This is a genomic window from Martelella sp. UBA3392 (assembly GCF_002358775.1).
Taxonomy (GTDB): domain Bacteria; phylum Pseudomonadota; class Alphaproteobacteria; order Rhizobiales; family Rhizobiaceae; genus Martelella; species Martelella mediterranea.
In genome coordinates, this window is record NZ_DEPM01000282.1 from 1 (window position 1) to 11,486 (window position 11,486).

Sequence of the window (11,486 nt, forward strand, 5' to 3'; positions counted from 1 at the left end):
GCCCGCGCCATCCATGATCCCGCCCGCCGCAATGACGGGAATGCCGGTCTTCCTTGCCAGAAGCCGCGTCAGCGCAAATGTGCCAAGACCATCATCGGCGGCCAGCGGATCGAACACGCCACGATGCCCGCCGGCTTCGATCCCCTGCGCGATAACGGCATCGATCCCGGCGGCCTCGACGGCTTCGGCCTCGGCAAGGCTCGTCGCCGTTGCAAGAAGCCGGATACCGGCGTTCTTCAGGGCAGCGATCGTTTCAGCCGGCGGCAGGCCAAAATGAAAGCTGACGACTGCCGGCTTTTTCTCGACCAGAAGAGACAGCATCTCCGGGTCATCGGAAAAGCTCTTGTAGATGACGCGCAGGTCGGACGGCGGCGCGGCGCCGAATTCGGCGAAGGCCGGTCTCAGTGCCGCCAGCCATGCCGCCTCCCGCTCCGGGTCCTGCACGGCGGGGCCATGCACAAAGACGTTGACGTTGAAAGGCCGGTCCGTCTGCGCGAAGGTTTCGTCGATCATCGCGCGGGCACCGGCGGCGTCACTCGCGCCAATGCCGATCGAGCCGAGCCCGCCGGCGTTTGAGACCGCCGCCGCCAGCGCCGGGGTCGAGACGCCGGCCATTGGCGCCTGAATGATTGGCAGCGTCATTCCGAGCCCTTCAAGCATTTCGCCATCTCCTTTCACCGTTCCGCATACATACCGATCATGTCAGCATAAATTCCCTGATCGTCTGTCAGGCATTGCCCTGGAAATCCGACATCTTCAGCGCCACCTAAGTGCAGAATGGTCGAGAACCAGCGGCCAAGCGGCACGACGGAAGCGATGCGGAGAAAATGACGGTACATTTCGACTTCGACAACAGCTACGCGCGTCTCGGCGCCGCCTTCCACCGGCCAACCGTGCCATCACCCGTCGCCGCACCGGATCTCCTGAAATTGAACCAACGGCTCGCCGAGGAGCTCGGGCTTGACGCGGATGCGTTCGACAATGCTGACGGGGCTGAAATCTTCGCCGGCAACCGGCTCCCAGCGGGCGCCGAGCCGATCGCGGCCGCTTACGCCGGACATCAATTCGGAAACTTCGTGCCGCAACTCGGCGATGGGCGCGCCATCCTCCTCGGCGAGGTCGTCGACCGACAGGGTCGGCGTCGCGACATTCAACTGAAGGGGGCCGGCCCCACCCTCTTCTCGCGCAACGGCGACGGACGGGCAGCGCTCGGCCCGGTCCTGCGCGAGTATCTCGTGAGCGAGGCCATGGCCGCGCTCGGAGTTCCGACCACGCGGGCACTGGCCGCGGTCGCAACGGGAGAACCCGTCTATCGGGAAACGGCCCTGCCGGGCGCGGTCCTTACGCGCGTCGCCTCCAGCCATATCCGCGTCGGCACGTTCCAGTTCTTTGCGGCACGGGGCGACGACGCCGCGGTTCGCCAACTCGCCGACCATGTGATCGACAGGCATTACCCCGAGGCCGCGGGCGCTTCCAATCCCTACCGCGCTCTTCTCCAGGGTGTCTGCGCCCGCCAGGCGGAACTCGTCGCACGCTGGATGCAGATCGGCTTCGTGCACGGCGTCATGAACACCGACAATATGTCGATCGCCGGGGAAACGATCGACTACGGCCCATGTGCCTTCCTCGACGCTTACGATCCCGCGACCGTCTTCTCCTCGATCGACCGCAACGGGCGCTACGCCTACGCCAACCAGCCCGGCATCGCGCACTGGAACCTCTTTCGTCTGGCGGAATGTCTGCTTCCCCATCTCGATCCAGATGAAGACAAGGCCATTGAAGCCGCACAGGACATCCTCTCCGGCTTTGCGGACGCTTTCAACACCGCTTATGTCGACGGCTTTCGCGCGAAGATCGGTTTGCAGTTACCGCAGACGGAAGACGCCGCGTTGATCGAGGATCTTCTCGGGCGCATGGCACGGCAGAATGCGGACTTCACCCTGACCTTCCGCAATCTCGGCAAAGCGGCGGAAAGCGAGCAGGCAGATGAGGCGCTGCGCGGTCTCTTTGCCGATCCATCCGCCTATGACGGCTGGGCGGCGCGCTGGCGTCAGCGCCTCGCGGCCGAACCGGGAAAGCCGATTGAACGTCGCGCTGCGATGGATACGGTCAACCCGGCGATCATCCCGCGCAATCATCTTGTCGAGGAAGCCCTTGCCGCCGCGATGGCCGGCGACCTTGCACCCTTCGAACGCCTGAATGAAGCACTGGCCACGCCCTTCGAGGATCAGGCAAAGTTCACCGATTATGCCGGCCTTCCACCGCTGCCCGAGACGGCGTACCGAACCTTCTGCGGCACGTAAGCGCGGCGCGCGAGCGACGCAATCCTATTCGGCGGACCGAGAAGCGGCTCTTTCAATGGCGGCGATCGGCCCCGTTTCTGCCGGTCCTCAAGGTGTCCCCCAAATTGGTCGTTTAAGATCCTGCTTGACCGTCCCGTTACCAGTCCAGCAGCTTTCCCGGGTTCACGGTCTGTCGCACAGAGACGATTTGTGCCGACGTCGAGGAGGAAGAGGGGAAGCGTTGATCAATGCTTCGAGAGTGAGAGCAGTTCCTCCAAGGCCTCTGAGCTCTGAGGTCTTGTGATGACGCCAAAGCGGGAGAGGTGAGGCAATCCGATCAACCGGCCACCGTCAGATTGTGCCCAATACCCCGCCACCCGGCCCCAACCGATACGTTGCTTTGCAAGCCCCTCGACGCCGAGAAGATCGGCCACAATTCTGGTGGCTTGTGAACCCATCGTGATGACCAAGGACGGTTTCGCCGTGCGCAGTACCTCCGCCCAGAGTTCCATTCCGAATTGTACCGATGCCTCCCGGTCTTTAAGGCTCCGCCAGTCTGGCGAGCGAAACGGGACAAGGTTTCCCGCCAAGACATGTTCCGGCTTGATATCGAGTTTCTCGAACAGAGCTAGAACCTGTCTCTGCAGCCTGCTTTCGCCCGGCGCACAGCCCGCCCAACTCTCATTACTGTAGGCGCTTCCGCTCTCCATCGCGTAGCGACCATGCGCATCATCCTCGGACGATCCGCCTGGGTTTAAACCTATGAAGGCTACTCGGGCTCCGCCCAAGGTTCGCTCAGGGCTGTACAGGAAGCGCCAACCAAAGGCGTTTCCGCTTCGCTGATAAGCCGCTTCAATCCGGTTTCTAAAATCTGTCGTCACTGTGGTCCCGCTGGATGTCGTCATCATGATTTCATGTTGCAACATACATGGACGCCAGGAAAGGGCTGATACCGGGCCTAGAGCCGTTCAGGCTTAAATGGAAGCGTTCTGCGGCAAGGAATTTGCGCCAGGACCAAGGGCTTTGGCGCAGGGCATAGCCGTAACTATGTCCGAGCCGAAGACCGCCGGTAATGGCGCAAATTCATGCCGCCCTTCGGGTTTGCCGAAACCGGCCATCCACTTTGTCGAAGCCCTTCGACATAGCTATGGCTATGCCGCGCGGACTTCTTCGCGTGGAATGACCGGTTTGGGCAAACAGAACGGATTCCATTTAAGCCTGAACGGCTCTAGCCATACAAAGCGCGAAGGACTGGTCGAAAGCAAAGCGCCCGCTTACCGGTCATACACGCCGTCTTTTGTCGTTCCGGAAAGCGGCCATCGTTTGTAGTGAACTCTCGTCGCCTTTGCGCCAAAAGGAGAAGTCATGCCGTGTACGTACAGCGAAAATCGCGAACGTGACCGGAAATCACCGCCATGACACCGAGCGCGTTCCTCGGAAAGCCCAATGCCATGCGAGCAGGTCAATTGGTGTCGCCCAATAGCTGTGCCGCAACACCGTTCATATTGATCGGACCCGTCATTCACCAAGACAGGCGCGGGCGTTTTCGCTGTAGCGGAAGGCTTTACCGTCCATCGGACTGGCATAAACGCTCTGGCCGTTGGCAAAACTGCGCTCACCAGAGGTCCGGGCCACGAGCGGGCCGAGGTCCGCGGCCTCGATATGAACGATCGTATCGGCGCCGAGCCGTTCGACATGCCGCACTGTCCCCTTCCACGTGCCTTCGGCATCATCGACCAGCACATGTTCGGGCCGGATGCCATAGGTGGCGCAGCCCATCTTTCGCGCGATCTCACCCTCATAGAGGTTCATCTTCGGCGAGCCGATGAAGCCGGCGACGAAAGGCGTTGCCGGCTTTTCGTAAAGCTCCATCGGCGTGCCGACCTGCTCGATCCGGCCGCCGTTCAGGACGACGATGCGGTCGGCCATCGTCATGGCCTCCACTTGGTCGTGGGTCACATAGATCATCGTGTTGCCGAGCTTTTCATGCAAATCCGTCAGCTCGATGCGCATCTGTGCGCGAAGCGCCGCATCGAGATTGGACAGCGGCTCGTCAAACAGGAACACATGCGGATCGCGGATGATGGCGCGGCCGATCGCCACGCGTTGACGCTGGCCGCCGGACAGCGCCTTTGGCTTGCGATCCAGCAGCGCCTCGAGCTGCAGCACCTTCGCCACCTCTTCGACCCGTGCCTTGATCTCGGCTTTGGGCACGCGCGCCAGCGACAGGCCAAAGCCGATATTTTCGCCGACCGTCAGATGCGGGTAGAGCGCATAGGACTGGAACACCATGGCGATGCCGCGTTTGGACGGTTCTTCATAGGTGACATCCTTGCCGGCAATCTCGATTGTGCCGGAAGACACTTCCTCCAGCCCGGCGATCATCCTGAGCAGGGTCGACTTGCCGCAGCCCGAAGGCCCGACAAACACACAGAACTCGCCGGCCTCGATTTCGAGGTCGATCCCCTGGATGACCTCGAGCGCACCAAATGACTTGCGAACCTTTTTCAAAAGAACATCGGCCATGATCTATCCTTTTACAGCGCCCGACGTCATGCCGGCGACGATCTGTCGGTTGAAGAAGATGAAGACGATGAGCGGCGGGATCGTCACCAGAAGGATGTTCATGAAGAGGAGGTTCATCTGGCTGACAAACTGGCTCTGGAAATTGTAGAGCGTGATCTGCACCGTCACGTTTTCGCTGCCTGGCAGGTAGTAGAGCGGATGGGTGAAGTCGTTGAAGATGGAGATCGACTGGACGACGATGACCGTCACCGTCACCGGCTTCAAAAGCGGCAGCACCACCTTGAAGAAGATCTGCCACGGCTTTGCCCCGTCGATCAGCGCGGCTTCGTCGAGGTCGCGCGGGATGGACGCGATAAAGGCACGGTAAAGCAATACGGTGAATGACAGCCCGTAGGAGAACTGGATCAGGATCATTCCGTGCAGTGTCTTGAACAGGCCGAGCCCCTGCAGCACCCAGATCGTCGGCACCACGGCGGGCGGGATCATCAGGCCGGCCAGCACGAAACCGTAAATTACACGGTTGAACCTGGACGGCCGACGCTGCAACACATAGCCGACCATGGCGCCGAAGACGACCAGAAGGGCAATCGCGCCGACCGTGATCACCGTCGAGTTGAAATAGGCAAGCAGCAACATGTAGTCGCGCGCTTCGATGACGGCGAGGAGGTTTTGCCAGAGATGCCATTCGGTGGGCAGTGTAAAGCTCGGACTTGCCGATTCCCCCGGCGACTTGGCTGCGTTGATCAGCACGAAGATGAAGGGGATGACGAAGATGACGAAGGCGGTCGCCAGCGCGATGACGCCATGAATGAGCTTGCGTTGTCGTCTTGTTTTCAGGCTCAAAGGTCCAGCTCCCGTCTGTTGAACCACCAGGCAAGCGGGGCGATGATGCAGGCAATCAGCAGGAACAGAATAACGTTGCCTGCCGTGGACAGGCCGTAGAAACCGGCCTGATACTGCTTGTAGATGACCGAGGCGAGCACGTCGGACGAAAAGCCGGGACCGCCGCGCGTCATCGCCCATATGAGGTCGAAGAGCCTCAGACCGCCGATCAGCGAGAGAATGATCACCGTGGTCGTTGCCGGGCGCACCAGCGGCACGGTGACGCGCCAGAAAAGCTGGAAGTGCGAGGCGCCATCGATGCGCGCCGCCTCGTAATATTCCTGGCCGATGGCAGCGAGTCCGGCAATATAGATCAGCGTTGCAAGCCCCACCCCACGCCAGATATCGACAAGCGCGACGGAGAACAATGCAAGCTTCGGATTGGTGAGCCAGCCCGGCCCGTCGATGCCGAAAAAGGCGAGCGCGATATTGATGGCACCTTTGGTCGGGTGCATCAACTCGGTAAACAGGATACCGACGCCGATCGTCGACACCAGAACCGGGAAGAATACGATCGAGCGCAAAAGGCCCTGCCCGAAGAGGCCCGATGTCAACAGCACGGCGATCAACAGCCCCAGCACGGTCTTGGCCGCCGAGGTCAACAGAGCGAACATGATCGTGTTGGTCATGCCCTTGATGAGAAAGGGCTCGCGGAAGAAGTCGACGAAGTTCTCGAAACCGATGAACTGGAAGCCGAACAAATCCCAGTTGGTGAGGCTGAACCAGAACGAGGCCGCCGTCGGCACCAGAAACAGCGTCGTGAACACGACGGCAGCCGGCGCGATGAACCAGTAGGGATAGGGTGATTTCATCTGCATTTCTGACGGACTCCGATGCAGGAACGAAAAGCCGGTGGACCGGATCGCATGTCCAGGGGCGACCCGGTCTCAACCGTCATGCTTCCAAGGGGCCGGATGTCTCCAGCGGGCCGTCCTACCAGTTCGGCAGGCGAAGCTGCTTGGCCTGCTTTTCGACATCCCGGTCATAAAGCGCGGCAGCGCTTTGGGCATCACGAATGCCCGACCCGACCTCGACGGTGATCTGCTCAAGCCCAGGTCCCTTGACCGGCGACAGGAATTCCAGTGCCGGTGCTGTTCTGCCGTCCTCCTGGAAATAGGGCAGCATGTCAGCAACCGACGGCGGCACACTGTCGGGCAGCGTGCAGCCCTTGATCAGGTATGGACCGGAAGCGCCGATCGCATCGGTCATCACGTCGCAGGCTTCCGGCGTTGCAACGAAGTTCAGAAAATCCTTGGCGGTTTCCGTATGGTCTCCGCCTTTCGGAAGGTAATAGGCCGCCGGCATCCACACCGTCAGGCCGTTGTTCTCGGCGTCGTCGCCGGGCTGGGCAAAGAAGCCGACATCCTTCAGAAGTTCCGGATGGTTCTGCTTGATGGCGCCGATTGCGAAGGTCAACATCGGGTAGTGCACGCCTTCACCGCTGGCCACCATGCGCAGGCCGTCATTATAGGTAGCGGCTCCGAAATCCTCGTTGAAATAGCCCGCTTCATAGGCCGATTGCAGCCGCTCGAACCCTTTTCTGGCCTCCGGCGTATCGGCATATTTCGCTTCGTTGGCGGTATATTTCTCGGCGAAACCGGGCTCTGCGATCTGAACATTGTAATAGTCGGCTAGAACGAAGAGCTGCGACGTCCAGGTATTGCGATAGGTCTGGATGATCGGGGCCTTGTCGGTTTTCTCCGCGATGATCGCGTTGTTTTCCATGAACGCTTCCCAGGTCTTCGGGATTTCCAGCCCGAGTTCGTCATATGTGGGGATGTGATAGAAGATCCCGCCGCCCATGGCCGGCTGCACCGGGACGCCGTAGATATCGCCCTTGTCGTCGGAAACAGTGCTGGTGAAGCTCTCGAGCACGTTTTCCATGTTCGGCAAGTCGTTCAATGGTTCGAGCGTGCGCGCGGGCCGAAGGGCCTGAAGAAGCGATCCGGAATTATAGAGAAACACATCGGTCATCTCGCCCGTCGCAAGCCGGGTCTTGACGATGTTGTCCCCCTCGCTGCCGCCGGGACGCGTTTCGACCGTAAACGTCACATCGGGGTGCATTTCCGAGTAAGCGGCCGTCAGTGCCTCGGCGATGGCCACCGTATCGGAGCTGTTGTCGACAAGCAGGGTGAGCTCTTCGGCAAAGGCGTTTCCGCCCGTGCCTGCAATGCAGACCGCCATTGCGGTCGTGGCGAAAAATTTCATTCTCATGACTTCTCCTCCCAATTGCCCGGCCTCCTCTGCCGGGCGTAAAAACACGGGGCCATTATTGCCCGCTGATGTCGAAACCGATGGTGTGCCGGCCGGAAGCAAGGGCGATCGCCGCTGTGCCGGTTCCGGCGGGCTCTCCGTTGATTTCGAGATTGGTCCGTCCCGCAGTCGAGAACGCGGCCTCGACGCCTTCGGGAAGGGTAACCGTATAGAATGCGCGGCCGCCTTCGATGCGCCAGCCGGCCTCAATGCGGCCATGACCGGTGTCATGCCACATGTCGGCATGACCGAGTGCCGGCAGGACAGCCGGGTTGAGATGAACCCGCGCAAATCCGGGCGCTTCGGCAACGGGCTTCACACCCGCCACATCCTCGAACAGCCATTGGCAAACAGCGCCATAGGCGTAGTGGTTGTAGCTGTTCATGTCCGGATCGTAGATCGTGCCGTCCTCGCCGATGGCGTCCCATCGCTCCCATATCGTGGTCGCGCCGCGATCGACCTGATAGAGCCAGCCCGGAACCTTGCGGTTGAGGAACACTTTTTCCGCCAGATCATTCATCTCGAGCATGGTCAGCGCCGGCAGGAGCGCGGGCGTTCCGATGAAACCGGTTCCGATCAGATAGTCCGCATCTTCAATCACGCGGCGGAAATAGGCTTTCGCGGCCTCGAAGTGCTCTTCCGGAACGAGGCCATGGAGAAAGGCAAGCGCGTAGGACGTCTGGTCATTGTGGGCGAGGCGGCCGGAACGGCTGAAATATTCATGCACGAAAGCCTCGCGGATGCTGTCGGCTCGCCTCGCAAGGCGCGCGCCGCTCTCATTGTCGCCCAGGATCGCTGCGATCTTCGCGGTCATGTCTGTCGAGATGAAGTGGTAGAGCGTCGCCGCGCAATCATCGGCGATCGTCGGGCGCGGCTTGCGGTTATCGCCAACCGGCTGCAGCCAGTCTCCGAAAGTGAAACCGGAGGCGCCCCACTCGGAATGCGGCCGGATGATGGGGCCATCCGAGATCGACCAGAGATGGTCGAGCCAGCGCAGCATTGCCGGATAGCATTCTTCAAGCACGCTTCGATCGCCGTAATGCAGATAGAGCTGGTAGGGAATGGTGACGATCGCATCGCCCCAGCCCGTGGATCCTGCCCAATCGCCGGGAAAGATGTCACGGTGGAGCCGGGTCGGATCGGGCGAAAAATGCGGCACGGCGCCGTTTTCCCGCTGGTCATGCATGACATCGCGCAGATATTTCTGAAGAAAGGTCCGACTGTTGCCAAGCCAGCAGGCGGTTCCTGCAAACACCTGCGCATCGCCGGTCCAGCCGAGCCGTTCGTCGCGCTGCGGGCAATCGGTCGGCACCTCGATGAAATTGGAACGCTGCGACCAGAGTGTATTGAGCACCAGCCGGTTGACCGCCGGCTCCCCGCATTCAAAACCGCCGGCAACCTCTCTGATGGAGGAAATCGGCACCTGCTCGATGGCGACAATCTCGGCCTCGCCCTCAATCGCGACCCGGGCAAAGCGAAAGCCGGTGAAGGTGAAGAATGGCGCATAGGTCTCGGTGCCATCGCCTTTCAGCGTATAGCGCATGGCGGCACGAGCACTGCGGTAATTGCGCTTGTCGAAGGTTTTGCCGGGGCCAAGCACTTCGGCATGATCGACATAGGCCGAGGCGCCGGATCTGCCGCGCAGGGTGATGCGCACATAGCCGCCGGCATTCTGCCCGAAATCATAGATGCTGCAGCCGTCCTCATCCCGCCAGCTTTCCACCGGGCGGTTGGGCTGAAGCTCCCGCACCGGCGTGGTTTCGTGCGCAACCAGCGTCTCGCTGTCGAAATCCAGCAGGTCGACCCCGCCCGTCTCTTCCAGGGTATCGAGGCGCGCATCATAATCCTCGCCGTAATAGATGCCCGAACGGGTTATGGGCAAAAGCCCGCTCTTCCAGTCCGCACCGGTTTTCACGATGACGTCCGAACCATCGACGATTTCGGCGATCGCCGCGATCCGCTCTCCCCAGCAATTCAGGATCATCTGGTGCTTCCACATCATCTGCGAGCGATACCAGCCGTCACCGAGCCATATCTCGATGCGATTGTCTCCGACCTGCACAAGCCCGGACACGTCGTAGCGCTGATAGGCAATGCGGTCGTCGTAGCAGGTCCAGCCCGGCGTCAGCAGGTCCTCGCCGACACGTTCGCCATTGATGAATGCGCGGTAGAGACCGAGCGCCGAGATGAACAATTCTGGCCTCTGACCGGCGGAAACCGCAAAGGTGGTTGAGACGAAACTCTGCCTTGTGCCTTCGCCCCGATCGACGCCGGGCGCGATCATCTGCGCCTTCCACGGCCGCACGACACGGCCAGCGTCCGAGCGGGCTCTGGTTGCAATATTCATGTCTCTCCTCCCTCACAAAGGCCTATCGCTGATTTTGTAGACCGTTATACGTATACTGTTCTACAAAGCGGTTTGCTTTGCAAGGCCCTTCCGGTCTATTTTCCCACAACTGATTTTGAGAAGGGATTCCATGGACAAGCAGGTCCGCGCAAACCGCGTTACGATCCGCACGGTTGCGGCAGATGCCGGCGTCTCCGTCGCTGCCGTCTCGAAAGTGCTCCGCAACGCCTATGGCGTCAGCGATTCCCTGCGCGAGAAGGTCCTGCGGTCGATCGAAAAGCTCGGCTATCGACCGAGCACGGCCGCACGCGGTATGCGCGGGCGGACCTTCTCTGTTGGCGTCCTGCTTGTGGGAATGGACAATCCGTTTCTGCCGGCCCTGGTCGACGGTTTCAAGCGCGCCATGGGCGAAGCCGGCTACAAAACCTTGATCGCTGTCGGTGAGGCGCGCACCCATGTTGAAAGTGCGCTGATCGACTCGATGATCGACATGCGCATCGACGGACTGCTGCTGATTGCGCCGCGCATCGGCGGCGAGGCGCTCAATCACTTCGCCACCCAGGTGCCGATCGCCGTCATCGGCCATCATGAATGCAGCGCCACCGCCTTCGACACCGTCAACAGCGATGATTTCAATGGCGCCCGTCTTGCTACCAGAGCGCTCGTTGAAAAGGGCTATCGCGACATCGCGATGCTCTGCCTGATCTACAGCAGACCCAAGGACGGCGAAGTCTGGTACGAACGCGAAAAGGGCTACAGGGCTGCGATGGCCGAGGCCGGGCTCAAGCACCGCGCGCGTCTGATCCGGATCGCCGAACACCCGAAGGACATGCTGCCGCAGATCGAAGAACTGCTGCAGCGCGCCGACCTGCCTGAAGCCTTCTTCTGCTGGAGCGACATACACGGCGTGCCACTGATCAATCTTGCGCGCAAGAAGGGTCTGAAGGTGCCAGGCGACCTCGGCATTGTCAGCTACGACAACACCACGACATCGGCGCTGCCGCTCATTGAGCTTTCAAGCATCGACCAGAAGCCGCAGGAACTCGGCATGATCGCCGCCGACCAGCTTCTGACCCGGATGACAGGCAGAACGACGACGCGGCACGAGCTCGTAGAGCCCGAACTCATTCTGCGCTCGAGCTTCTAAGCTTTCTCAATCCACCTCCGCCGGCCGATCGTGTCCCATGGAGTGGTGT

The 11,486-nt window shown here is 60.8% G+C and carries 9 protein-coding genes; 2 read left to right on the top strand and 7 right to left on the bottom strand.

From position 1 onward, the window contains the following. Positions 1 to 660 (bottom strand): nitronate monooxygenase (locus B4E36_RS21640; protein ID WP_345900813.1); only part of this gene is annotated, 660 nt, incomplete at its 3' end. Between the two features lie 167 nt (positions 661 to 827). Between B4E36_RS21640 and B4E36_RS21645 the strand changes: the two genes are divergently transcribed. Next, positions 828 to 2,303 carry a protein adenylyltransferase SelO gene (locus B4E36_RS21645; RefSeq protein ID WP_292059902.1) on the top strand — a complete coding sequence of 492 codons (1,476 nt, stop codon included), beginning with the start codon at positions 828 to 830 and terminating at the stop codon, positions 2,301 to 2,303. Positions 2,304 to 2,527: 224 nt separating this feature from the next. On the opposite strand, the gene B4E36_RS21650 is transcribed toward B4E36_RS21645, so the two are convergent. From B4E36_RS21650 to B4E36_RS21675, 6 genes are all read right to left on the bottom strand, one after another. Further along, positions 2,528 to 3,187, bottom strand: coding sequence for a uracil-DNA glycosylase family protein (locus B4E36_RS21650; protein ID WP_292059904.1), 660 nt, complete (start codon positions 3,185 to 3,187; stop codon positions 2,528 to 2,530). A 613-nt stretch (positions 3,188 to 3,800) separates the two neighbouring features. Continuing rightward, positions 3,801 to 4,808: a sn-glycerol-3-phosphate ABC transporter ATP-binding protein UgpC gene (locus B4E36_RS21655; protein ID WP_345900814.1), complete on the bottom strand. Its 1,008-nt coding sequence runs from the start codon at positions 4,806 to 4,808 to the stop codon at positions 3,801 to 3,803. Positions 4,809 to 4,811: 3 nt separating this feature from the next. After that, positions 4,812 to 5,618 (bottom strand): carbohydrate ABC transporter permease, encoded by an 807-nt coding sequence (locus B4E36_RS21660; protein ID WP_414673810.1) that lies wholly within the window; start codon positions 5,616 to 5,618, stop codon positions 4,812 to 4,814. Between the two features lie 29 nt (positions 5,619 to 5,647). Further along, positions 5,648 to 6,508, bottom strand: a complete 861-nt coding sequence (locus B4E36_RS21665) for a sugar ABC transporter permease (protein ID WP_345900815.1) — start codon at positions 6,506 to 6,508, stop codon at positions 5,648 to 5,650. Positions 6,509 to 6,623: 115 nt separating this feature from the next. Continuing rightward, positions 6,624 to 7,874 carry an ABC transporter substrate-binding protein gene (locus B4E36_RS21670; RefSeq protein WP_414673811.1) on the bottom strand — a complete coding sequence of 417 codons (1,251 nt, stop codon included), beginning with the start codon at positions 7,872 to 7,874 and terminating at the stop codon, positions 6,624 to 6,626. 85 nt (positions 7,875 to 7,959) lie between these two features. Then, the gene (locus tag B4E36_RS21675; RefSeq protein ID WP_414673809.1) at positions 7,960 to 10,290 is read right to left on the bottom strand and encodes a family 78 glycoside hydrolase catalytic domain; all 2,331 of its coding nucleotides are present in this window, start codon (positions 10,288 to 10,290) and stop codon (positions 7,960 to 7,962) included. Positions 10,291 to 10,420: 130 nt separating this feature from the next. Here B4E36_RS21675 and B4E36_RS21680 point away from each other — a divergent pair, with 130 nt between their 5' ends. Beyond that, complete coding sequence (locus B4E36_RS21680; RefSeq protein ID WP_345900816.1) at positions 10,421 to 11,437, top strand: LacI family DNA-binding transcriptional regulator; 1,017 nt, start codon at positions 10,421 to 10,423, stop codon at positions 11,435 to 11,437. Positions 11,438 to 11,486 lie beyond the last annotated feature (49 nt).

What these genes read in the sequence shown, in the direction of transcription:
- B4E36_RS21645 (WP_292059902.1), top strand. Translation starts at nt 828, where the DNA reads ATGACGGTACATTTCGACTTCGACAACAGCTACGCGCGTCTCGGCGCC.
- B4E36_RS21650 (WP_292059904.1), bottom strand. Translation starts at nt 3,187, where the DNA reads ATGACGACATCCAGCGGGACCACAGTGACGACAGATTTTAGAAACCGG.
- B4E36_RS21655 (WP_345900814.1), bottom strand. Translation starts at nt 4,808, where the DNA reads ATGGCCGATGTTCTTTTGAAAAAGGTTCGCAAGTCATTTGGTGCGCTC.
- B4E36_RS21665 (WP_345900815.1), bottom strand. Translation starts at nt 6,508, where the DNA reads ATGCAGATGAAATCACCCTATCCCTACTGGTTCATCGCGCCGGCTGCC.
- B4E36_RS21670 (WP_414673811.1), bottom strand. Translation starts at nt 7,874, where the DNA reads ATGGCGGTCTGCATTGCAGGCACGGGCGGAAACGCCTTTGCCGAAGAG.
- B4E36_RS21675 (WP_414673809.1), bottom strand. Translation starts at nt 10,290, where the DNA reads ATGAATATTGCAACCAGAGCCCGCTCGGACGCTGGCCGTGTCGTGCGG.
- B4E36_RS21680 (WP_345900816.1), top strand. Translation starts at nt 10,421, where the DNA reads ATGGACAAGCAGGTCCGCGCAAACCGCGTTACGATCCGCACGGTTGCG.